The 21,903-nt window shown below is 73.8% G+C and carries 20 protein-coding genes; 2 read left to right on the forward strand and 18 right to left on the reverse strand.

All coding sequences use genetic code 11. From position 1 onward, the window contains the following. Positions 1-44: 44 nt before the first annotated feature. The 3 genes from ABD353_RS26030 to ABD353_RS26040 all read right to left on the reverse strand — a co-directional run bounded on the left by ABD353_RS26030 (position 45) and on the right by ABD353_RS26040 (position 2,452). Entirely contained in the window at positions 45-656 is a 612-nt protein-coding gene (locus ABD353_RS26030) for a hypothetical protein (RefSeq protein WP_344626104.1), read from the reverse strand. A gap of 41 nt (positions 657-697) precedes the next feature. Next, on the reverse strand, positions 698-1,267 hold the full coding sequence (locus ABD353_RS26035) for a GNAT family N-acetyltransferase (RefSeq protein ID WP_344626105.1): 570 nt from the start codon (positions 1,265-1,267) through the stop codon (positions 698-700). Between the two features lie 351 nt (positions 1,268-1,618). Continuing rightward, a complete protein-coding gene (locus tag ABD353_RS26040; protein ID WP_344626106.1) occupies positions 1,619-2,452 on the reverse strand; it encodes a PIG-L family deacetylase in 834 nt (277 codons plus the stop codon). Positions 2,453-3,747: 1,295 nt separating this feature from the next. On the opposite strand from ABD353_RS26040, the gene ABD353_RS26045 reads away from it, so the two are divergent. Beyond that, the gene (locus tag ABD353_RS26045) at positions 3,748-4,527 is read left to right on the forward strand and encodes a VOC family protein (protein ID WP_344626107.1); all 780 of its coding nucleotides are present in this window, start codon (positions 3,748-3,750) and stop codon (positions 4,525-4,527) included. A gap of 90 nt (positions 4,528-4,617) precedes the next feature. On the opposite strand, the gene ABD353_RS26050 is transcribed toward ABD353_RS26045, so the two are convergent. From ABD353_RS26050 to ABD353_RS26085, 8 genes are all read right to left on the reverse strand, one after another. Next, positions 4,618-5,292, reverse strand: coding sequence for a response regulator (locus ABD353_RS26050; RefSeq protein WP_344626108.1), 675 nt, complete (start codon positions 5,290-5,292; stop codon positions 4,618-4,620). After that, entirely contained in the window at positions 5,289-6,620 is a 1,332-nt protein-coding gene (locus ABD353_RS26055) for a sensor histidine kinase (RefSeq protein ID WP_425555250.1), read from the reverse strand. The genes ABD353_RS26050 and ABD353_RS26055 overlap by 4 nt, the downstream gene beginning before the upstream one ends. Positions 6,621-6,747: 127 nt before the next feature. Next, the gene (locus ABD353_RS26060; RefSeq protein ID WP_344626109.1) at positions 6,748-7,596 is read right to left on the reverse strand and encodes an ABC transporter permease; all 849 of its coding nucleotides are present in this window, start codon (positions 7,594-7,596) and stop codon (positions 6,748-6,750) included. Next, complete coding sequence (locus tag ABD353_RS26065) at positions 7,593-8,531, reverse strand: ABC transporter ATP-binding protein (protein ID WP_344626110.1); 939 nt, start codon at positions 8,529-8,531, stop codon at positions 7,593-7,595. Before ABD353_RS26065 ends, ABD353_RS26060 begins: the two co-directional genes overlap by 4 nt. Positions 8,532-8,703: 172 nt before the next feature. Further along, a complete protein-coding gene (locus ABD353_RS26070; protein ID WP_344626111.1) occupies positions 8,704-9,078 on the reverse strand; it encodes an ACT domain-containing protein in 375 nt (124 codons plus the stop codon). A gap of 19 nt (positions 9,079-9,097) precedes the next feature. Beyond that, positions 9,098-9,460 carry an STAS domain-containing protein gene (locus ABD353_RS26075; protein ID WP_344626112.1) on the reverse strand — a complete coding sequence of 121 codons (363 nt, stop codon included), beginning with the start codon at positions 9,458-9,460 and terminating at the stop codon, positions 9,098-9,100. A gap of 308 nt (positions 9,461-9,768) precedes the next feature. After that, entirely contained in the window at positions 9,769-11,430 is a 1,662-nt protein-coding gene (locus ABD353_RS26080) for a phytoene desaturase family protein (RefSeq protein ID WP_344626113.1), read from the reverse strand. A gap of 152 nt (positions 11,431-11,582) precedes the next feature. Further along, entirely contained in the window at positions 11,583-12,368 is a 786-nt protein-coding gene (locus tag ABD353_RS26085) for an HAD family acid phosphatase (protein ID WP_344626114.1), read from the reverse strand. 234 nt (positions 12,369-12,602) lie between these two features. On the opposite strand from ABD353_RS26085, the gene ABD353_RS26090 reads away from it, so the two are divergent. After that, the gene (locus tag ABD353_RS26090) at positions 12,603-13,190 is read left to right on the forward strand and encodes a histidine phosphatase family protein (protein ID WP_344626115.1); all 588 of its coding nucleotides are present in this window, start codon (positions 12,603-12,605) and stop codon (positions 13,188-13,190) included. Positions 13,191-13,299: 109 nt separating this feature from the next. Here the strand turns inward: ABD353_RS26090 and ABD353_RS26095 are convergent, their stop codons facing one another. The 7 genes from ABD353_RS26095 to ABD353_RS26125 all read right to left on the reverse strand — a co-directional run bounded on the left by ABD353_RS26095 (position 13,300) and on the right by ABD353_RS26125 (position 21,798). After that, on the reverse strand, positions 13,300-14,637 hold the full coding sequence (locus ABD353_RS26095) for a homoserine dehydrogenase (protein WP_344626116.1): 1,338 nt from the start codon (positions 14,635-14,637) through the stop codon (positions 13,300-13,302). A gap of 117 nt (positions 14,638-14,754) precedes the next feature. Next, positions 14,755-15,315, reverse strand: coding sequence for a flavin reductase family protein (locus ABD353_RS26100; protein WP_344626117.1), 561 nt, complete (start codon positions 15,313-15,315; stop codon positions 14,755-14,757). 95 nt (positions 15,316-15,410) lie between these two features. Next, positions 15,411-16,274 carry a transporter substrate-binding domain-containing protein gene (locus ABD353_RS26105; protein WP_344626118.1) on the reverse strand — a complete coding sequence of 288 codons (864 nt, stop codon included), beginning with the start codon at positions 16,272-16,274 and terminating at the stop codon, positions 15,411-15,413. Further along, the gene (locus ABD353_RS26110; RefSeq protein ID WP_344626119.1) at positions 16,264-17,028 is read right to left on the reverse strand and encodes a thioesterase II family protein; all 765 of its coding nucleotides are present in this window, start codon (positions 17,026-17,028) and stop codon (positions 16,264-16,266) included. The genes ABD353_RS26105 and ABD353_RS26110 overlap by 11 nt, the downstream gene beginning before the upstream one ends. Next, complete coding sequence (locus ABD353_RS26115; protein ID WP_344626120.1) at positions 17,028-17,591, reverse strand: gamma carbonic anhydrase family protein; 564 nt, start codon at positions 17,589-17,591, stop codon at positions 17,028-17,030. The genes ABD353_RS26110 and ABD353_RS26115 overlap by 1 nt, the downstream gene beginning before the upstream one ends. A gap of 3 nt (positions 17,592-17,594) precedes the next feature. After that, a complete protein-coding gene (locus ABD353_RS26120) occupies positions 17,595-18,782 on the reverse strand; it encodes a MupA/Atu3671 family FMN-dependent luciferase-like monooxygenase (RefSeq protein ID WP_344626121.1) in 1,188 nt (395 codons plus the stop codon). Continuing rightward, the gene (locus ABD353_RS26125; protein ID WP_344626122.1) at positions 18,775-21,798 is read right to left on the reverse strand and encodes a beta-ketoacyl synthase N-terminal-like domain-containing protein; all 3,024 of its coding nucleotides are present in this window, start codon (positions 21,796-21,798) and stop codon (positions 18,775-18,777) included. Before ABD353_RS26125 ends, ABD353_RS26120 begins: the two co-directional genes overlap by 8 nt. Positions 21,799-21,903: the final 105 nt, after the last annotated feature.

Genomic DNA, 21,903 nt, shown 5'->3' on the forward strand with positions numbered 1-21,903 from the left:
GCGGGCCGTCCAGGCGGCCGCGGTCTCGGCGGCCACCGGGGTGATCAACATCGGCGGGGGGGGGGGGGGGGGGGGCCGGGGCGCGGCCGGGGGAACCCGACGGCGGCGGCGGGCAGGCCGGTGCCGGCGGTCGGCTCGGCGGGGTCGGGCTCCGGCTGGTCGAGCTGGACGAGGGAGGAGGGCAGCAGGCCGGCGGCGGCGGGGTCGAGGACCTGGGCCGCCAGCACCTCCAGCGCGCGGGCGATGCCGGGGACGGGGACGCCCGCGGCGTCGTCCCAGACGGCATCGACGCCGGACGGCATTCCGGTGGCGAACAGGCGACGCGCGGGTGTCGACCCGGCGTCGGTACCGGCGGTGACCTGGGCGTTTCCGGGTGCGGCGGATGAGAGCGCTTTCACGACCCGCGTCAGGAAGACCCGGTCGACGCGACCGCTTCTGAACGCGCGGCCGCCGGCCGCGACGCGCTCGACCCGGAACTCCCCGGTCGCCTCGACCGCGAGGTCGATCCGGCCGCCCGCCGGGCCCTCGGCGGGCGCGGTGAGCCGCAGCAGCTCCGAACCTCCCCCGGGTGCCGTCTCCGTGGACGGCGAAACAGCTCCCCCCGACATCAGGGTCCCCTCCTTCTCGACGGGCCAGCCCGTCCTCGTGCGTGCCATGCGGAACACCCCCGTGTGCCTGACGGTACGTCAGAAAGATGTCAGCACAGGTCCTCGGGTGTGAGCGTCGCGTGTACGGCGTCGTGCAGCGCCTGCGTCCGCGAACTGCGGAACAGTCCGGGCCGGAATCCGGCGCGGCGGAATCCGATGTAGGCACCAACCACCTGAACAGGCATGTTATCTGCCGCAGCGTACGCGTCAATCCGGCCCAGTCCGAGCTGCTCGAAGCCGAACCGGCAGAGCAGGCGCAGCGCTGAGGTGGCCGTCCTGAGGCTCCGTGCCTCGGGCAACAGCCAGACCGCCGCCTCCGCGGCACCCTCTTCGGGGCGCAGATCGACGAGTTCGGCCCACCCCACGGCGCGGCCCTCCGTGACGGATGCCACAGTGAAGTACGCCGCCCGGTCCAGCGCCCAGAGGCGCGCCGGGATGTCGGCGAGCCAGCGCGCGGCCGCGTCGATGTCCTGATGGGGGATCACCCCCTGCATGAACTCGCGGACCAGCGGGTCGCGGGTGCCGGCGAGGACGGTCGCGGCGTCCGCGGCCTCGGGCCGGCGGAGCACCACCGTGCCGTCCGCCAGCTCGGGTACGGGCAAGGAGCTCAGGCGACGCACCGTCAGACCTCCTTGCCGCTCTGCCCGATCATACGATCATTCTGTCGAATCCTCGGGCATCCGCCGATCGGCCGAAACGCCACCCGCCGACCGGCGGGCCGCCCCTCCCGCCGAACGGAGGGGTGACCCCCGCCGAACGGCCTGGGTGGTGCACGACCGGTTCGCAGCCGCACAGAGAGCCCCCGGACCGGCCCCGGACCGGGGCCGCGCGCGACGGGCCGCCGCACACGGGCCGGGGACGGCCGTGGCCGGACCCGCTCCTGCAGGTCCGGCCACGGCAACGCCCGCGCAGCGCCGTCCGGCGGCGCCGTCGACCAGCGATCGATCGGCGAAGCCGGGCGGCGCCGTCGGTCAGCGAAGTCCGGCGAAGAGGTCGTTCTCGGGCACGGCCGCACCCGTGGTGTCCTGCACCCGTACGAAGGTCTCCGTGCCCATGAGCTCGGTGAACCGCTCCTTGCCCATCTTCAGGAAGAAGATGTTCTCGCCCTGACTGGCGTGCGCGGCCAGCGCGTCGAACTTCCGGTCGCCGAACGCGGTGGTGTCCACCCAGGTGGTGATCTCCTCGTCGGGCAGGCCGATCTCGGCCAGGGCGGCGGCCTCCGCCGGGTCCGGCTCCTCCCAGTCGCCGCCGAACTCCCGCATGACCTCGCCGAACCGCTGCATCTGCGAGCGCGGAGCCGTCGTCCAGTACACCTTGGGCGTCATCCCGGTCATCTCCAGCGCCGCCATCGTGATGCGGTTCGCCTGGATGTGGTCGGGGTGGCCGTAGAACCCGTTCTCGTCGTAGGTCACGACCACGTCGGGCTTGTACTGCTTCAGCAGTTCGGCGAGGCGGGCGGCGCCCTCCTCCACCGGCGTCCGCCAGAACGAGCCGGGCGCGTCGTTGGCCGCCCAGCCCATCATCCCGGAGTCCGCGTACTCCAACAGCTCCAGGTGGCCGATCCCCAGGACCTCGCAACTCACCCGGAGCTCCTCGCGGCGCATCGCTGCCACGGCGGCCGGATCGTGCCCGGGATCGCCCGGCTTGACGCCACCCGGCCCGTCACCGCAACCGCCGTCCGTACACGTGACGAGCACCGTGCGGATGCCCTCCGCCGCGTACCGCGCGAGCACACCGCCCGTCCCGGTGGCCTCGTCGTCGGGATGTGCGTGCACCGCCATCAGCGTCAACGGCCGTTCAACCATGATCGTCCTCCAGTTCGGGATCTGCTCCGGCCCCAGTCTGCGGCAGGCGGGCGGGCGACCGCGCACAATATCCGGCGACCGCCCGCGCCGGGGGCCGGCCGCGTCCTCGGGGGAGCGCCGGTGGCGTGAACCCGACAGATCCTCAGGCTGTAGTTCCCCACACGTTCTCAGTCGGCGTCGTGCCGCCGGGCGGTCGATCCGGCAGGCCGACCCACGGCTGCCCGCAGCCTCGTTGCACGGCGCACGGCGCACGGTGCCGCAGGCCGGGTGGGCCCCGCCGCTCCGGCTTCCGCCGTGCCCGTCTTCGTGAGAGGCCCCCATCGGCGGTCGATCGCCGTTCCAGCATCCTGTCCGAGGGCTTCGCCGCAGCTCCCCACCTGTACTTCGGCTGGCTGCGGGACCGCGCGCCGGTGTACCACGAGCCCGCCGTGGACGGCTACTTCCTCTCCCGCCACCAGGACGTCCGACGGGTGCTGAGCGACCACGAGACGTTCAGCACCGAGACGTTCCAGGTGCGCGCCGAGCCCGTGATGCGCGGCCGGGTGCCCGCCCGGACGGCCGGGGCGGAGCACACCGCCAAGTGCGGAATCGTCGTCCGCGCGTTCACGGGGCGCGCCCTGCAGGAGCAGATCCGCGCGGTCCGCCCAACGCGGCCGAGCTGGTCGCACCCTTCCTCCCAGGGGGCGGATCGACCGCGTCGACGACTTCGGCAAGCCGTTCGCCGTCCGCGTGACGCCGGACGTCCTGGGCCTCGATCAGGAGGACCGGCAGCAGGTCGCCCACTGGCCGGGCGGAGTGACCGAGTTCGTCACCGGCCCGGTCCTCACCCCCGAGCGTCGCCGCCACTGCCTCGACTGCGCCGAGCAGTTGGAGGCCCACCTCGCCCCCGTCGTGGAACGCCGCCGCCACCCCGGCGACGACCTGGTGTCGATGCTGCGCACCGCCGTCGACGACCTCGCCCGCGACCCGCGCAGGGCCCGCGCCCGGGAGGCGCTGACCGCCGGGTACTTCTCCGGCGCACCCAGGAGGCCGCCGCCCGCCGCCTCGGCCTCCCGTACGGCACCTACCGGCGCCACCTGCGGCACGGCCCGGACCTGCTCTGCGAGGCGCCGTGGCAGCAGGAGCTGCACGGCCCGGCGGCGGAGCCCTCGTGACCGACGCCGCCGGCGGCAGGGGGCAGTGACCGCGGCCGGGCCGGTGCGGGAAAGCTCCGCCGCGACTGCGTGTCGCACACGGCCGGCTCCGGTCGGTGACGACAGGGTGACGGGAGAGAGTCCCCGTTCGAAGGAGCGAGCATGCCCGACGTCACCACCCCGTACCCGACCGGCACCCCGTGCTGGGTCGACCTGATGGCCAAGGACCAGCAGGCCGCGCTGGACTTCTACCGCGACCTGTTCGGCTGGCAGGGCACGCCCGGACCGGCCGAGTTCGGCGGATACGCGGTCTGCGAGCTGAACGGCCGGGCCGCGGCCGGCATCGGCCCGGCGATGGCACCCGAGGGCATGCCGGAACCGCCGATCGTGTGGACGAGCTACCTGGCCAGCACCGACGCGCAGGCCACCCAGGACGCGATCGTCGCCGCGGGCGGCACCCTGCTCGTCCCGGCGATGGACGTCGGCAACCTCGGCCGGATGCTGGTCGCCGCGGACCCGCAGGGTGCGGTGTTCGGCGTCTGGCAGCCCGGCGAGTTCTCCGGCGCCCAGGTCGCCAACGAGGCCGGTGCGCTGACCTGGAACGAGCTGCACACCACCGACGTCCCGGCGGCCACGGCCTTCTACGGCGAGGCGTTCGGCATCGAGATCGAGCCGCTGGACGGCGCCGACTCCTACTGGGAGCTGCGGGTCGGCGGCCGCACCGTCGGCGGCGTCACCCTGCTCGCCAACGACCCGCCCGGCACCCCCGCGCACTGGCTGACCTACTTCGCGGTCGACGACGTCGACTCCACCGTGGACGCCCTGGTCAAGCGGGGCGGCACCGTGCTGGCCCCGCCGTTCGACATGATGGCCGGCCGGATGGCGGTGGTCGCCGACCCGCAGGGCGCGCCCTTCGCCATGATCAAACCGCAGCCGCTGTAGGCCCCGGCGCGCACCGGCGCGCACCGACGCCACCGCCGGCCCGCCCGCTCCCCGGGCGGCCCGCCCCGCGTGGCCGCCCGCCGGCGCGGGTCAGGCCGGCGGGTTCGGCCGGGTCAGCCCCATGTCGTACGCGAAGATGACGGCCTGGACGCGGTCCCGGGCGCCGATCTTCGCCAGCACCCGGCCGACGTGCGTCTTCACCGTCGACTCCGACAGCACCAGGCGCTGTGCGATCTCCCCGTTCGTCCAGCCCCGCCCGACCGCCACCAGGATCTCCCGCTCCCGGTCCGTCAGCGCCGCCAGCCGCGGCTCCTGCTCGGCCGCGTCCGGCGGCCGGCCCGGCAGCCGGTGGGCGTAGGCGTCGAGCAGACGCCGCGTCACCGCCGGCGCCACGACGGCATCCCCCTCGGCCACCGCCCGGATCCCCGCCAGCAGCTCCTCCGGGCGGGCGTCCTTCAGCAGGAAACCGCTCGCTCCCGCACGCAGCGCCGCGTGCGCGTACTCGTCGAGGTCGAAGGTCGTCAGCACGAGCACCCGTGACCGCCCGCCCGCGGCGACGATCAGCCGCGTCGCCTCGATGCCGTCCATCCCCGGCATCCGGACGTCCATCAGCACCACGTCCGGCCGCAGCTCCGCGGCGAGCCGTACCGCCTCCGCCCCGTGCCCGGCCTCGCCGACCACCGCGGTGTCCGGCCGGCTCTCCAACAGCATCCGGAAGCCGTACCGCTGCAACGGCTGGTCGTCCACGATCAGCACCGTCGTCACGCCGGACCACCCGCACCGCCGGGGAGCCCCGCACCGTTCGAGAGCCCCGCTGCATCCGGGAGCCCCGCAGCGTCCGGGACCGGCGACAGGTCGAGATCGGCCACCACCGACCACCCACCTCCCGCAGGACCCGCCACGACCGTGCCACCGTACAGCGCGGCCCGCTCCCGCATCCCCGCGATCCCGTGGCCCTCGCCACCCGGCCGCGGCCCGGCCGCACGGCCCGGCGGGCCGCTGTCGTCGACCCGCACCCGCAGCCGGTCCCCGTCGACCGCCACCGTCACCCGCGCCCGCGTCTCGCGCCCCGCGTGCTTGAGCGAATTCGTCAGCGCCTCCTGGACGATCCGGTACGCCATCAACTGCACCCCGCGGTCCAGCCCGTCCAGCTCACCCTCGGAACGGTAGGCGATCCGCGGCCCGGCCGCCCGCATCCGCGCACACAACCCGTCGATGTCGGTGATGCCCGGCTGCGGAGCCAGCTCCGGGCCGCCGCCGCCCCGCTCGCGCAGCACCCCGAGCATCCGCCGCAGCTCGCCCAGCGCCTGCCGGCCGGCGTCCCCGATCAGCACCAGGGCCTCCCGGCCGCGCTCCGGCGACGCCTCGGCCGCGTACGCGCCGCCGTCCGCCAGCGTGATGATCACCGACAGGTTGTGGCCGACGATGTCGTGCATCTCCCGCGCCACCCGGGTGCGCTCGGTCGCCGCCGCCAGCCGGCTGCGCTGGTCCCGCTCCACCTCCAACCGGGCCGCCCGCTCCCGCAGACCGGCCAGCTGCGCCCGCCGGACCCGCACCGCGATGCCCAGCGCGACCGCCGCGGTCACCGCGGCGAACAGGAAGAACAGACCGTCCCACACCGACACCGCGGACGACACCCGCACCGCGACCACCGCCATGCCGAGCGCCACCGCGGCGCACGCCCACGCCAGGTCCCGCAGCCGCCCGTGCAGCGCCAGCGAGTACAGCGCCACCAGCAGCGCCACGTCCGCACGCAACGCTGCGCCGATCGACCACTGCAGCACGAACACCGCCATCACCACGGCGAACGCGGCCGTCGGCCGACGCCGGCGCCACAGCAACGGCAGCACCAGCCCCGCCTGCAGCGCGAGCATCGCCGGCACCGGCAGCTCGGTGAAGACGATCCGGTGCTCGCGCGGACCCCGGTCGCCGTCGCCGTGCACCAGGTCCGGGAGGCAGAACACCAGGAACACGACGGCCACCACCGCGGTGTCCAGGATCCACGGGTGGCGGCGGTCCACCTCCCGCAGGCGCTGCCCGGCCCGGGCGAGGCGGACGAAGAACGGGTGCCCGGACAGCGGGTCGCCGCCCACGGCCTCCGGCACGGCCGGGCCGGGAGCGGCGCTCTCCTGGTGGTTCACGGATCTCACCTGTCCATGATGGGCGGGACGGCCGCCGCGGTGCCCGGACACCGCCGGGCACCGCGACGGGCGCAGGGTCTCAGGCGTCGCTGCGCACCAGGCGGACGGCCGCGCCGGCCAGTGCCGCGACCGTCCACACGACGAAGACCACCAGGCCGGCCGTCGGCGACAGCGTCGAAGCATCGTGGTGCAGGGTGAACATCGCCTCGCCGGCGTGGCTCGGCAGGTAGGGCGCGATGTCGTCCTGCCACGAACTCGGCAGCAGCGACACCAGGCCCGGGACGAGCATCAGCGACGCCACCAGCACCGAGATGCCGCCCGCCACCGACCGCAGCAGCACACCCAGGGCGACACCGATCACCCCGACCAGCCCGAGGTAGAGACCCGCACCGAACAGGCCGCGCACCACGCCGGCGTCCGACAGGACCATCGCGGCACGGGTGCCCGAGACGATGCGGCTGTCGACGACGAAGGCGGCGAACACCCCGGCGGTACCGACGAGCAACGCGACCGCACCGAACACCACGGCCTTCGACCACAGGACGGGCAGGCGGCGCGGCACCGCGGCCAGGGTGGAGCGGATCATGCCGGTCGAGTACTCGCCGGCGGCGACCAGGACACCGAGGACGCCGAGGGCCAGCTGTGCGAAGTTCGTGCCGAACAGCGACAGGCTGAGCGCGGAGGCGGAGGCGAAGTCCCGGTCCATCGGCCGGCCCGAGGTGATCCGCGACTTGAACTGGTACGCGGCGATCAGGCCGAACGCCACCAGGAAGAACAGGCCGAGGCCCAGGGTGATCCAGGTCGAGCGCAGCGACCACATCTTCGCCCACTCCGAGCGCAGGACACGCGCTCCGGTCACCCTGTAGCCCGGACGGGCCGGCCGCTCGGCGGTGGCCGCCGGGGCCCGGTTCGGTGCGACGGTGCTCATGCGGCACGCTCCTCGGATTCGATGCCGGTGGTGGAGCCGTGGTACTCCACGGCGTCCCGGGTCAGGTCCATGAAGGCCTCCTCCAGGGAGACGGTCCGGGTGGCCAGCTCGAACAGGGCGATGCCGTGCTCGGCGGCCTTCAGGCCGATGGCGCGCGCCGTCGCCCCGGAGACCAGCAGCTCCTCGGAGCCGGCCTGCCCGGTGATCTCGACACCGGGCCCGGCGAGGACCTCCCGCAGCCGGGCCGGGTCGGCGGTGGCGACCTTCACCACGTCCCCGCCGGCCTGCCGGACGAGCTCCTGCACGGTGGTGTCGGCGAGCAGCCGGCCGCGCCCGACGACGATCAGGTGGTCGGCGACCAGCGCGACCTCGCTCATCAGGTGCGAGGACACGAAGACGGTGCGGCCCTCGGCGGCGAGGCCGGACAGGAGGTTGCGGATCCACAGCACGCCCTCCGGGTCGAGACCGTTCACCGGCTCGTCCAGCATCACGGTCGCCGGATCGCCCAGCAGCGCCGCCGCGATGCCCAGCCGCTGGCCCATGCCGAGGGAGAACGCCCCCGCGCGCCGCTTGGCGACCGACTGCAGACCGGTGAGGCCGATGACCTCGTCGACCCGGCTGCGCGGAATGCCGTGGGTGTGCGCCAGCGCCATCAGGTGGTTGAACGCCGACCGGCCCGGATGGATCGACTTCGCCTCCAGCAGCGCGCCGACCTCCTGCAACGGGGCGGCGTGCTGCGCGTAGTGGCGGCCGTTGACCCGGACCGACCCGCTGGTGGGGGCGTCCAGACCGACGATCATCCGCATCGTGGTGGACTTGCCCGCGCCGTTCGGCCCGAGGAAACCGGTGACCGTACCCGGCCGGACGGTGAAGTCCAGCCCGTCGACCGCCGTCTTCTCCCCGTACCGCTTCGTCAGCCGGTGCGCCTCGATCATCGGTCACCCCTACGTCGTCGCGGGCCGGAACGTCCCGACCGCCTCACCCGCAACGCTAGGTTCGACGGCGCCGCGAACCGTGGTACCCGGGGGTGATCATCGGCCGCGGCGTAGTACCGCGGTACCACGCGGGCCCGGGCCCGCGGCCCGGACGACCGGGTGGCCCGCCGGGTCAGACGACGGTGTGGCCCGCCGCCCGGAGGACGGTCCGGGCCGCGGCCACGGAGCCCGCCGGCACCAGCACGACATCGGCGTGGAAGGTCGACGCCACGAACACCGGGACGCCGGCGGCGGCCAGCGGCGCCAGCAGCGCGGCGAGCATGCCCGGCACGTCGACCGCGTGGGCGGTGTCACCGCCGTACAGCGCGGACCAGCGTTCCGCGCCCGGGCCCTCCCCGGGCCGCGACGGGCGGACGACGGTCAGGCCCTCCGGCGCCCGGACCAGGGAGAGCCACCCACCGTCGGGCGGCGGGGCACCCTCGCCCAGGTGCTCGACGACGAACTCTCCGGGCAGGACACGCAACTGCTGGGACACGGCGGACTCCATCCGAGCAGGATGCCAGAGCTCAGACGCTGCCCGGCGTGCCGTCGGCGGTGGGGGAGTCCTGGATGTCCAGGACGGTGTCGGCCTCGGTGATGCGCAGCAGCCGGCGCAGCTGGTCGGTGACACCGGTCAGACGCAGCACGGTGCCCTGGCGCAGGGCGAGGCGCCGGGCCTTGAGGACGGCGTTCAGGCCGGTCGAGGTGCAGAAGGTGAGTCCGCGGCAGTCGACGAGCAGCACGTGGGGCGCGGGCAGGCTCCCCAGCGCGTGGTCGAAGGCGTGCCGGAGGTCGGCGGCGGTGTCCTGGTCGGCCTCGCCGCGCAGACGCAGCAGGTCGGTACCGGGTGCTGCGCCGGCGATGTGGGTGGTGTGCAGGAGCGCGGTCATGGACCGTCCTTCGGCTCGGGGCCGCCGGAGCGCTTGCGCTGGGACTTCCTCCAGCCTTCTACCCGCCCCCGACCGTGTCAACGAAGGCCGCCGGGCCCCGGCGGCCGGCCACGCACCGCTGCCGCGGAGCCCCGATGCGTAAGCGGCAGGACGGTCCGGGCGGACCTGCCGCTGACGCCCGCCACCGACCTCGGACCGGAGCCCGACCGCGGACCGGTGCCCGACCGCGGGCGGGCACGCCGGGCCGCACTCGCCCGACCGGACCCGCTCTTCGACGGCTGAGCCGGTGCAGGGCCGTGCCGGGGTCGTCAGGGGGGCGTCGGCCGCAGGCCGTGTCTCAGGATCCCGGCCCAGAGGCGGGCGCGACCGGTCCGGTCCAGGGCCTCGTGGGCGGCCAGCAGGCCGCCGGTGACCGCCCCGAGGAAGCCGCCGGCCAGGCAGTCCTGGCCGGAGAGGTACAGGCCCTCGATCCGGGTCCGCGGGCGCAGCCAGTCCGCCAGGCCGGCGCGGTGGCCGTCGCCGAAGCCCGCCACGTCCTTGGCCAGCCCGTAGAGGCTGCCGCCGGGCCAGCCGGCGAAGTGCTCGGCCGTCAGCGGGGTGCCGAGTTCGTGGTGGGCCACCCGCCCCCTGGTGCCGGGCAGCTGACGGTACAGCTGATCGAGCAGCTCCGCGGTGAGCTCGGCCTTCAGGGCCAGGTAGTCCGGGTCCCGGTGCCGCCACCGCGACCCGTGGAAGGGCGCGAACAGCTCCGGCCGTACGTAGGCCAGGATCTCGCCGGTGGACCGCCCGGGGTGCCGGGTGGTCCAGGTCGGGTCCTTGGCGCAGGAGAAGGAGAGGAAGTGGCCGCTGGTCCGCCCGCCCGTGCCGTTGAAGAAGGCGTCGCAGTCCCCGTCGGTGACCATCAGGTTGTGCCGCGGCAGCCCGAGTTCCGCCGGGTCCCCGTCCAGCCCGAGGAAGAGCACCACGAAGGGGAACCCGCGCCGCATGCCGGCCAGCCGGTCGCCGTTGTCGCCGTCACCGCCGCCGTGGCCGGGGTGGTCGCCGGTCCGGTGCGGCAGCAGCGCGCCGAAGGTGTTCTGGGCACCTGCCGCGCTGACCACCGCCGGCGCCCGTACCCGGGTCCCGTCCGCCAGCACCACGCCCGTCGCGCGGGGCCCGTCCAGCTCGATCCGGGAGACCGGTGCCCGCACGAAGACCTCGCCGCCGGCGGCCCGGACCGGTCCGAGCATCGCGCGGGCGATCGCGGCACTGCCGCCCACCGGATACCAGGCGCCCGTCCGGAAGTGCTCGAACAGCACCGCGAGCAGGAAGAACGGCAGCCTGGCCGTGGAGTCGGCCAGCAGCAGGGCGCTCTGGGTGAGCACGGCCTGCCGCAGCCGCTCGTCGCGGACCAGCCCCTCCACCACCTCCCGGGCCGGCCGCATCGCCTCGGGCGGCACGGCCGCCGCCCGCAGCGCCCGGGCCAGCCGCCGCACCACGGGGCCCGACAGCCGTCCCAGCGCGAGCACCGGCAACACCGCCCGGCACCGCCGGACCAGCCCGAACAGCGCCTCGATGCCGGCCCGTTCGGCCGGGAAGCGGGCGATCAGCCCGGCCTGGTAGGCCGCGAAGCCGACCGGGGCCCGGTACACCTCTCCCGCCAGGCGGTACTCGTCGAACGGGTCGCCCAGCGGGGCCCAGCGCAGCGCGCCGCCGGTCAGGTAGTCCGAGAGCACCCGGACGGGCTCGCGCTCCGCCAACTGTCCGACGTAGTGGATCCCGACGTCCCACTCCCAGCCGCGGCGCCGGTAGGCGTGGGTGTAGCCGCCCGCGGTGTAGTGCTGTTCGAACACCGCCACGCGCCGGCCCTGGCGTGCCAGGCAGACGGCCGTGGTCAGCCCGCCGGCCCCGGAGCCGACCACCACCGCGTCGTACGCGTCCGCCACCCCGCCGGCCGTGAGCGGCCGTCCGACCAGCACGCTTCCCGTCACACCGACCGCCTCCGCCGCAGCTCATCCGCCCCGGGAGCAACGAGCCGTCCGCGTTCCGGTCACGCACCGCACCGCACTGCACCACGGCCGGAACGGGCGCGGGCGCCGCGGCCGGGGGTTCCGGCCGCGACGCCCGGCGTCCTGAGCGGGGATCAGGGGAGGTAGTACATCGGGTTCGGGATCTTGTACGTCTTGCCGGAGTGGCCGCCGGACAGGTCGCTGTACTGGTCACCGAAGTTGGCCACGATCTGGTAGCCGAGGCTCTCGATGTGGGCGCGGGTCCCGGACTTGTACTCGACGGTGGTGCAGGTCTTGCCGCACGGCAGGTACGCCGGCGGGTTCTCCTTGTTCTTCAGGTACAGGTGCGAGGCGTCCGCGGTCGGGAAGCCCACCGCGGCCAGGTTGGCCGCGGTGTACGTCCGCTGGGCCTCGGGCCGGCCGGTGACGAAGAAGACGGTGTAGCCCTGCTGCTCGGCCCACTTCGCCAGGGTGTTCATGCCGAAGACGGCCGGCATGGTCTTGGTGGCGATGTACTGGGCGTTGCTCGTGGGGTTGTAGACGAAGGTCGTCTCCAGCTCGTAGTTGTACGTCGACAGCGAGGTGTCGTCGACGTCGAGGACGATCGCCTTCTTCTTGCCCTTGTCGTGGTGGGCGCGGGCCTGCAGGTACTGCTTGGCGTCCCTCTCGATCCCGGCGACCTGCTTGGCGTAGTTGCCGGTCGGCGACGCCCAGTGCTCGCCCTGCGCGTCGACGGTGTCGCCGTAGTACGCCTTGATGTCGTTGACCTCGTCGGTCATGTTGGTGATCTGACGGTCGCTGCGCGGAGCCTTGGTGTCGGCGACCGCGAGGCCGCCGCCCGCGACCGCACCGCCGACGACCACGCCGACGGCGAGGGTGGCGAGGGTCTTCGAGCGGTTCCCGAGGGTCTTCCTGAGCATGTGGTTCTGCCCCTTCTGCCGTCGGGAGGGAAACGCGGGTCGTCCCCCCGACTCCCGACGCGCACGATGCGGGGCTGAACGTACGGGCGAGTAACCAGGCAGGTCAAGCAAACTCTACGCGCAATGTCTACGCGCGGTGCGCACGGACTCCGCACCGGCCTCGCGGGCGCCGCCCCCAGCAGGGCCGGACACCGCGCGGACGCGCCGATGCGCCGTCAGATATGGTGCACGGCCATGGGTGAGCTGATGGTGATCAGGCACGGCCAGACCGAATGGAGCCTGTCGGGCCGGTACGCGGGCCGCACCGACGTCCCGCTGACCGCCGCGGGCGAGGACGCCGCAAGGGCGCTCGCCCCGAGGCTGGCCGCACGCCGTCCGGTGGCCGTGTTCAGCAGCCCGCTGGGCCGCGCCCTGCGCACGGCCGAACTGGCCGGCCTGACCGGCGTCGAGCCCGATCCGGACCTGCTGGAGTGGGACTACGGCGGCTACGAGGGACTGACGGCGGAGCAGATCCAGGAGGAGAGGCCGGGGTGGGACCTGTGGCGGGACGGTGTCGCCCCCGGCGGCGCCGACCGTCCCGGCGAGCAGTTGCAGCAGGTGGCGGCGCGCACGGACGCGGTGCTGGACCGGATCCGGCCGCTGCTGGCCGACGGCGACGTCGCCGTCGTCGCGCACGGTCATCTGGCACGCGTCCTGACCGTGCGCTGGCTCGGCCTCGACCCGTCCTCCGCCCGGCTGCTCGGCCACCCGCATCCGGGCACCCTCGGCTTCCTCGCCACCGAGCACGGGCAGCCGGTCGTCGCAGCCTGGAACGTCCCGTAGCGGCGGGCCGGTCGCGCCACGGTCCGGGCCGGGGGAGCGGTGTGCGTGCCCGTGGCCGCCGACCGGCTGGTCGGCGGCCACGGGGTGGGGCTGACGTGGTGCCGGTGGGTTACTTGTAGATCCGCAGGACGCGTCCGACGCCGCGGACGTGTCCCAGGCCGCGGAGTTCGTCGAGTGCGGCGTTCAGGGCGCGCTCGGTGGCCGGGAAGGTGACGAACACGACCCGGGCCTGCGACTCGGAGCCGTGCTGGTCGACCTTGCGGATGGAGACGCCGTGGCGGCCGAACACGCCGGTGACCTGGGACAGGACGCCGGGTGCCTCGTCGACCTCGGTGCGGATGTAGAAGGAGTACTCGAGGTCCTCGGTGGGCCGGATGGCCGCGGGAGCGCCGACCGGGACACGGCGGTGCGTGCCGCGGCGCAGGTGGTCCGCGGCGGCGGCGACGTCGCCCAGGATCGAGGAGGCCGACGGGCGGGGGCCCGCGCCGCGCCCGTAGAACATGAGCTCGCCGGCGGCGGAGGTGGTGACGAACACGGCGTTGAAGCTGTCCCGGACGGTCGCCAGCGGGTGGTCCCGCTCGACCAGGGCGGGGAACACCTGGGCGCCTATCTGCGCGCCGGCCTCGTCGCCGGTGTCGCCGGGGAAGCGGTCGGCCACCGCGAGCAGCTTGATCACGTACCCGAACTGGGCCGCGAGTTCGAAGTCCTCGCGGTCGAGGCCGACGATGCCCTCGCGGGCGACGTCGTCGGCGGCGACCGACCGGTTGAACGCCAGCGAGGACAGGATGGCGAGCTTGGAGGCCGCGTCGGCGCCGGTGATGTCGGCGGTGGAGTCCGGCTCGGCGTAACCGAGTTCCTGGGCCTTCGCCAGGGCCTCGTCGAAGCCGAGGCCGTCGGCCGTCATCCGGGTGAGGATGTAGTTGGTGGTGCCGTTGACGATGCCCGCGACCCGGGTGACGTCCTCGCCGACCAGCGACTCCCGGATCGGGCGCAGGATCGGCACGGCCGCGACCGCGGCGGCCTCGAAGAAGAAGTCGACGCCCGCGCGGTCGGCGGCGGCGTACAGCTCGGGCCCGGAGCTGGCGACGAGCTCCTTGTTGCCGGTGACGACCGACTTGCCTGCGTTCAGCGCCGCGAGGATCAGCTCGCCGGCCGGTGCGGTGCCGCCGATCAGCTCGACCACGACGTCGACGTCATCGGCCTTGACGACGTCGTAAGGGTCCCCCGTGAACAGTCCCGAGTCGAGTTTCGCGGATCGGGGCTTGCCCGGGTCGCGGACTGCGATTCGTGCGAGTTCCAGGGAAATTCCCGTCACGTCCTCGATGGCGCCGCGACGCTCGACGAGCAGTTCCGCGAATGCCTCCCCAACAGTTCCACACCCGAGCAGACCGACTCTGACACTATTTCCCATGGCGGACAGCGTACACGCCGTCGGCTGACTGTCCATCGGAATAGGTTCGGCTTCTCACAGTACGAGACGAAAGGATTGTCGCCGGGCTGCCGCGTTCGCCGGCGCGGTAATTCCGGCGAACGCGGCAAATCCGTGGCCGAGCGGGCCGGGCGGTCAGCCGGAGCGCGTCGGCGCCGGTGCGAGCAGGGGCGGGACGCGGTCGGGCAGGTGGGTGCCGAAGCTGCGGCGGTGGTAGACCAGCGGCGGCTGGCTGCCGGTCACCTCCGCGGCCCGGACCCGGCCGAGGACGATGACGTGGTCGCCGCCGTCGACCAGGTCCGCCACCGTCGAGGCGATCCAGGCCGGTGCCCGGTCGATCCGCGGCAGCCCCCGGTCGATGCCCCAGGCCGCGCCGTGGAACTTGTCCGCGCCGCCCTTGGCCGCGAACGACAGTGCCACATCGGCCTGTTCGGCGCCGAGGATGTTGAGGCCGAAGGCGCCGCAGGCACGGATCGCGTCGAGCGTCCTCGACCGGTGGTCGAGGGCGACCATCACCATCGGCGGATCGATCGACAGCGAGGTGAAGGCGCTGACCGTCGCGCCGGAGGGCACGTCCGGGCCGGCCATCGCCGTCACGACCGACACGGGTGTGGCCACGCAGGCCATGACCTCCTTGAACTCGCGCTGCAGGGCGCAGTCGACGGTGCTCGCCGTCGGCGCCTTTCCGATAACCATGACGGACCCCCGTAATTCTTAGTCGATCGGATGAATTGCCCCGCCTTTCGGGGCCGGTCGTGCCGAGCGGAGGAAATCGGTTCCCCGGTGCGCGGTCAGCCGCTGGTAACGGGAACCTGGTCCGCGTTCCGGCGGCTCCCGGCCGACACGAACGAATCGTCCTCCGGGTCCATTTCCAGGCCGAATCCAAGACCCGGCAGCTCCGCGCAGAACCACGACCTGACGAGTTCCGGGTAGGCGTCGGAGGCGAACACCTCCTCCAGCGCGGTGTCGACCGCGCGGAGGAATTCCGGTTCGTCCTTGCGCAGCAGGAAGCCGTAGTCCTCGCCGCCGAGGCGCACGTCCAGCAGGTGGACGCCGGCGGCGGCCGCCCCGCCGCGCAGCAGGGAGCGCAGGATCACCTCGTCCGCCACGAGGGCGCCGATCCGGTCGTCGTGGAGGAACGCGTCCCGTGCCGCGCCGATGGACGGCACGCCGACGAAGGTGTACGCGAAGCCGAGGTCCGGGTGGCCCTCCAGGGCGGCCTGGCTCGTCGAGCCCTCGATGCCGACCACGCGCAGGCCGGGCGCGAGTGGTACGCCCGGGCGGCCCTTCAGGGCGATCCGGTGCGAGGTGCGGAAGACGGGCCGGCTGAACGCGTAGCGCTGCGACCGGGCCTCGGTGATCGTGGTCGATCCGCACTCGATGTCGATCCGGCCCGCGGAGAGCAGGCCCTCGCGGGTGGTCGAGGTGACCTCCACCGCCTCGACCGGCGGGACGAGGTGATCGCCGCCGTGGATGCGGGCGAGGACGAGCCGCGCCAGGTCGACGGAGTAGCCGATCGGCCGGAACTCGCCGTCCGCCCGGCCCGCGGCCGGCGATTCGGCCGGCGGTGCGTAGGAGAACGGCGGGGTGTTCCGCTGGAACCCGATCCGGATGCCTGCACCGTGGTGTGTCGTACCGGCCGGACTACTGGTCAACGCAGACCTCCTGGAGCGTTCGGTCTCCGCCCGCGACGGCGCCCGCCAGGGCGAGCAGCGGTGCGGGATCGGTGAGCAGGTACATGTGTCCGCCGTCCACCGTCCGGTGGGTGAACCGCCCGGTGGTCAGCGCGGCCCAGCCCGCCGCCGCGGCCGGGTCCACCAGGTGGTCGCGGTCGGCGAGGACGCAGTGCAGGTCGACGGGCAGGGCGCGCGGTACCAACGCGGGGAACTCCCGGGCCATCCAGGCCAGGTCGGCGGCGAGCGTCTCGGCGTGCAGCCCGTCGGCCGGGCCCGGTGCCGCGGCGCCGGCGGACCCGTCCGCCGGCCCGCCGAGCACCTCGGGAACACCCGGCAGGTCCCGGCCCGCGTACGGGGGCGGTGCCTGGGCCGACACCACCACCCGCACCCGGCGGCGGTAGACCGCCCAGACCGCGTCGGCCACCGCCCAGGCGAGGGCCGCCCCCATGCTGTGCCCGACCAGCACCACGTCCTCGTACGGCAACTCGCAGATCTCCCTGGCGAGTTCCACCGAGAGGTCGTCCAGGCGGTCGGTGAGCGGCTCCGCCACCCGGTCCTCGCGGCCCTTGAGCTGGACCAGGACCACGTCCGCGCGGGCGGCCAGCGCCTGCGCCCAGCCCCGGTACGCGGACATCCCCCCGCCGGCGTGGTGGAAGCACACCACGGCCTGCCGGTGGCCGCCCGCGTACCGGCGCAGCAGCCGGCTGCCTGCCGGCCGGATCGGCGGTGCCATCAGGCGCCGGACCCGGCGTGCGGCCGTTCGCGGCCCGGCAGGATGACGGGCCGCAGCCGGGTGCGGTAGCGGTCGGCCAGCTCGCGGTACTCGGCGGCGGTCTCGTCCAGGACGGCGACGTCGCTGTCGCTGAGGGTCATCAGCACGGAGGCGGGGTTGCCGGCGATCAGGCTGCGCGGCCGGTACTGCGGGCCCGCGCTGAGCACCACACCGGCGGAGATCCGCGAACTCTCGCCCACGGTGACGCCGTTGAGGACGACGGCGCCGATGCCGACGACCGTTCCGGCGCCGATCGTGCAGCCGTGCAGCAGGGCGCCGTGCGCCACCGTGACGTCCGTGCCGAGGACCAGCGGGTGGTCGGGGTCCGAGTGCAGCATCGCGTGGTCCTGCACGTTGGAGCCGCGGCCGATGCGGACGGGTCCCTTGTCGCCGCGGACGGTCACGCCCGGCCAGAGGCTGACGTCCGCCCCGATCTCGACGTCGCCGATGACGACCACGTCGTCGAAGGCGTAGACGCTCGGGTGGATGCGGGGCTGGACGCCCTGGAAGCTGTACGTCTTCACGGCTCAGTTCTCCTGCTGGACGAGGGTGGCGAGGCGGGCGAGGCTCTGCAGGACCTCGTCCTTGGGCAGGCCGAAGTCGACGAGGCAGGCGATCTCGTCGACGCCCAGCGCCCGGAAGCCCTCCAGGGTGGCCCTGGCGCCCGCGACGTCGCCGATGAGCGAGCTGGAGGAGACGTAGCGCTGGAACACCATCTCGACGAAGGCGTCCCGGTCGTCGCCGAGGTTGTGCAGCGTGTCGGCCTTGTCCTTGGAATCGGCCTGCCCCGCGGTGGCGTGCTGGGTGACGAAGGAGCTCAGGTACTCGGTCATCGCGGGCCGCACCCGGTCCACGGCCGAGGCCGCGTCGGCGCCGACGTAGGTGTGCAGCATCAGCGAGACCACGCCCCGCGCGGGGTCGAGGCCGACCCGCTGCCGGGCGTCGCGGTAGATCGCGATCCGCTTCTCCAGCTCGGGCGGGCCGAAGTTGATCAGCGCGGAGAGCACGTTGAGACCGTTCTCACCGGCGAACCGCCATGCGTCCTCGCTCTTGGAGGAGGTCAGCCAGACCGGCAGCTCCGGCTGGACGGGGCGGGGGAAGGTCACGATCTCGTGGGTGTCGCCGAGCGGGTCCTTGCGCTGCACGGCGGTGCCGCGCCACAGGTCCTGGAGCTGTTCCCGTGCCTGGTTGAGCAGGTGGGAACGGTTCTCGTAGCCCTGCGGGTTGAGGACGAAGTCCCGGGCGTGCCACCCGGGTGCCAGCGCGAGGTCGACCCGTCCGCCGGAGAGGTTGTCGACCAGCGCCCACTCCTCGGCGGCGCGCAGCACGTCGTGGAGCGGCAGGTTGACGCTGCCGGCGCGGATCCGCACCTTCTCGGTGATCATCGCCAGTGCGGCGCCGAGGACGGCCGGGTTGGGGTAGGCGCCGCCGACCTCGGTGAAGTGCCGCTCCGGCGTCCAGATCGCGGTGAACCCGGCGCGGTCGACGTACCGGGAGACGTCCAGCAGGAGGTCGTACGGGTCACTGCCGCCGGTCAGCCCGGAGAAGAAGATGACGCCGAGGTCGGGGAGGTCCGACGACCGCCGGGCCTCCTGCGGCGCCGGGGCGGGAGCACCGACGGGGGCAGCGGTGGGGGCGGGGGCCGCCGGGCCGGACTTCAGCCGTGCCTTCAGGCCGGCCAGCCGGTCGGCGTCGAGGAAAGTGCCGTCAGACATGTGCGGGCTCCTCCAGCAGCAGTGCGGTGATCACGTCGGCGGTTCCGGAGACCGAGCTGTTCTCGTAGAAGTCCCGGACGGACAGGTCGAGTTGGAAGGTTTCGCGAAGCTTGTTGATCAGCTGGATGGCCATCAGCGAGTTGCCGCCGAGGTCGAAGAAGCCCAGGTCGGCGGAGGCGGCCGAGCCGCCGAGGAAACTCTCGAAGATCTGGCCGACGATCTGCCGGATCTCCTCCGCGGCGCCGTTCTCCTCATCCGCGGCGGCGGGAGCCGCACCTCCGGGCTGCTGCGCGGGTCCGCTCGGGGCCGGCGTCGGCGCCGCAGGCGTGGCCGGGGCGGCGTCCGCGTCCACCGCGAAGCCCAGCGACGGCTCCACCCAGTGGACGAGCCTGTCGAACGCGTACGTGGGCAGGGCCGTCATCCGCCCGGCGGTGCTGTACTCCTCGACGGACACCTCCGGGTCGGCGGCCCAGCCGAGGGCGAGCGCGTCGGCGAAGGACTCCGCCTCGTGCTCCGGCTCGCCGAGGGTCTGGGCCAGTGCCGGCGCCGCCGCACCCGCCGCGGCGAAGTTCGTCCGCACCAGGTTGCTCATCGACCGGCCCGCGCCGATCTCGACGAACCTGTCGACGCCCAGCTCGCGCAGGGTGTCCACCGACCCGGCGAAGTCCACCCCGCGGACGAGGTGCTCCGCCCAGTAGTGCGGGTTGCGCGCCTCGTACTCGGTGAGCAGCCGGCCGGTGATGTTGGAGACCACCGGGATCCGCGGCGCCCGGAACTCGCAGGTCTTGAGGAAGGCGAGGAACTCGTCGGCGGCGTCCTGCATCAGCGGCGAGTGGAAGGCGTGCGAGGTGGCCAGCTGCTGGTGCTGGACGCCGACCTCGCCGGCCCGGGCGATCGCCTTCTCGATGCCGGCGTGGCTGCCCGAAAGGACCAGCTGGCGCGGCGAGTTGGTGGCCGCGACGACCAGCGTGCCGTCGCCGACGAGCTCGGCGAACGGGTCCAGGTCGGTGACGGCGAGCATCGCGCCGGGGGTGCAGCGGGACATCAACCGGGCGCGGGTGGCGACCAGTTCGGCCGCCGCGGGCAGGTCGAAGACGCCGGCGACGGTCGCGGCGACGATCTCGCCGAGGCTGTGGCCGAACAGGTAGCGCGGCGTGACGCCCGCGTCGAGGAGGGCGGTGGCGAGCGCGTACTCGACGGCGAACAGCAGCGGCTGGGCGACGGCCGTGTCCGTGATGTCGGTGCTCCCGCCCTGCTTCCCGGCGTCCAGCAGGTCGCTCAGGCGGAAGCCGGTGCGGGCGTCGACCGCGGCACTCGCCTCGGCGAGCCGGCGGGCGAAGCCCTCGTCGTGCGCGGCGAGCCCCGCGCCCATGCCCGGGCGCTGGGTGCCCTGGCCGGCGAAGACGAAGGCGAGGTTGTCCGCGTCGGCCGCGGCCCCGGTGTGGTAGCGCTCGGCCTTCAGCCGGGCGACGGCCTCGGCCGGGTTCACCGCGGCCAACGCGGCGCGGTAGGGGTGGCGGGTGCGGCCCTCGCGCAGGGTGTGGGCGTACTCGGCCAGCGAGGCGTCCGGGTCGGCCGCCAGGTGTGCGGCCAGCGCGGCGCCCTGGCCGCGCAGCGCGGTCTCGGACCGGGCCGAGAAGGTCAGGATGCTCGGCCGGGCCCCGCCCGCGTCGGCGGTCCCGCTCGGCGCGGTGGCCTCGCTCGGCCCGGCGGTCCCGGCCGGCTGCGGCTCGTGGCTGCGCAGGACGACGTGGCCGTTGGTGCCGCCCATGCCGAAGGCGCTGACGCCGACCCAGTGGGTGCGGCCCGGGTCCAGCTCCCGGCCCTCGGTGGTCACGTAGTAGCGCGAACCCTCCAGCTCCAGCGCGGGGTTGATCTCGCGGACGTTCACCGTCGGCGGCACGTACCCGCGGTCGAGGACCAGCGCGGCCTTGATCAGGCCGACGATGCCGGCGGCGATGTTGAGGTGGCCGAAGTTGCCCTTGAGCGAGCCGATGCCGCAGGGTGAGCCCTCGGTGCCGAACGCCTGCTTGATCGCCTCGATCTCGATCGGGTCGCCGAGCGCGGTGCCGGTGCCGTGCGCCTCCAGGTAGTCGAGGTCGCCCGGTTCGGCACCCGAGATCTCCAGGGCCTCGCGCAGCACCGCGACCTGCCCGGAGACGCTCGGGGCGGTGAAACTCACCTTCTGCGCACCGTCGTTGTTGACCGCGGAGCCGGCGATCACCGCGTACACCCGGTCGCCGTCGGCGATCGCGTCGTCGAGCCGCTTCAGCAGCACCAGACCCAGCCCGTTGGTGAACAGCGTCCCGTTGGCCCCGGCGTCGAACGGCCGGCAGACGCCGTCGGGCGACAGCACACCGCCGACCTGGTACTGGTAGCCGGACTCCTGGGGGACGCGGATGTACACCGCGCCCGCGACGGCCGCGTCGCACTCGTTCAGCAGCAGGCTCTGCACGGCCGAGTGGACCGCGACCAGGCCGGTCGAGCAGGCGGTCTGCACGTTCAGGCTGGGCCCGCGCAGGTTCAGCTTGTACGAGATCCGGGTGGCCAGGAAGTCCTTGTCGTTGCCGTGCCGGACGAGCATCTCGCCGAGCGACTCCACCAGGTCGGGCCGGCGGAGCGCGCCGAACACGTAGGTGCTCATGCCCGAGCCGGCGAAGACGCCGATCCGCTGGTCGGTGCGCTGCGGATCGATGTTGGCCCGCTCCAGCAGCGCCACGGACTTCTCCAGCATCAGGCGCTGCTGGACGTCGAGGATGTCCGCCTCGCGCTGCGAGTAGCCGAAGTACCCGGAGTCGAACTCGGCGACGCCGTCGAGCACTCCGGCCCGCTTGACGTAGTCGGGACGCGAGCGCTGCGCGGCCGGCACACCGGCCGCGGCGACCTGGCCGTCCGTCAGATCGGTGACCGCGGTGTGGCCGTCGACCAGGAGCTGCCAGAACTCGTCGACGTCCGCGGCCTGCGGCAGCCGGCACTCCATCGCGACGATCGCGACCGCATCGTCATCACTGTGCATGTTCATCCTTGTCCAAGTCCGTTGTGTGTGGCGCTGGTTCGCTGCCTGCGGGCCCGCGGGGCAGCCCGCAGGGGCGCCCGGTCCGGCGGCGCGCCCAGGTCGGGC

Source organism: Kitasatospora arboriphila (assembly GCF_039528095.1).
Lineage (GTDB): Bacteria > Actinomycetota > Actinomycetes > Streptomycetales > Streptomycetaceae > Kitasatospora > Kitasatospora arboriphila.

Coding starts and splice junctions, on each gene's coding strand:
- ABD353_RS26030 (WP_344626104.1), bottom strand. CDS start 656: ATGGCACGCACGAGGACGGGCTGGCCCGTCGAGAAGGAGGGGACCCTG.
- ABD353_RS26110 (WP_344626119.1), bottom strand. CDS start 17,028: ATGGCACCGCCGATCCGGCCGGCAGGCAGCCGGCTGCTGCGCCGGTAC.
- ABD353_RS26045 (WP_344626107.1), top strand. CDS start 3,748: ATGCCCGACGTCACCACCCCGTACCCGACCGGCACCCCGTGCTGGGTC.
- ABD353_RS26100 (WP_344626117.1), bottom strand. CDS start 15,315: ATGGTTATCGGAAAGGCGCCGACGGCGAGCACCGTCGACTGCGCCCTG.
- ABD353_RS26065 (WP_344626110.1), bottom strand. CDS start 8,531: ATGATCGAGGCGCACCGGCTGACGAAGCGGTACGGGGAGAAGACGGCG.
- ABD353_RS26120 (WP_344626121.1), bottom strand. CDS start 18,782: ATGTCTGACGGCACTTTCCTCGACGCCGACCGGCTGGCCGGCCTGAAG.
- ABD353_RS26070 (WP_344626111.1), bottom strand. CDS start 9,078: ATGGAGTCCGCCGTGTCCCAGCAGTTGCGTGTCCTGCCCGGAGAGTTC.
- ABD353_RS26075 (WP_344626112.1), bottom strand. CDS start 9,460: ATGACCGCGCTCCTGCACACCACCCACATCGCCGGCGCAGCACCCGGT.
- ABD353_RS26060 (WP_344626109.1), bottom strand. CDS start 7,596: ATGAGCACCGTCGCACCGAACCGGGCCCCGGCGGCCACCGCCGAGCGG.
- ABD353_RS26095 (WP_344626116.1), bottom strand. CDS start 14,637: ATGGACAGTCAGCCGACGGCGTGTACGCTGTCCGCCATGGGAAATAGT.
- ABD353_RS26085 (WP_344626114.1), bottom strand. CDS start 12,368: ATGCTCAGGAAGACCCTCGGGAACCGCTCGAAGACCCTCGCCACCCTC.
- ABD353_RS26040 (WP_344626106.1), bottom strand. CDS start 2,452: ATGGTTGAACGGCCGTTGACGCTGATGGCGGTGCACGCACATCCCGAC.
- ABD353_RS26090 (WP_344626115.1), top strand. CDS start 12,603: ATGGGTGAGCTGATGGTGATCAGGCACGGCCAGACCGAATGGAGCCTG.
- ABD353_RS26125 (WP_344626122.1), bottom strand. CDS start 21,798: ATGCACAGTGATGACGATGCGGTCGCGATCGTCGCGATGGAGTGCCGG.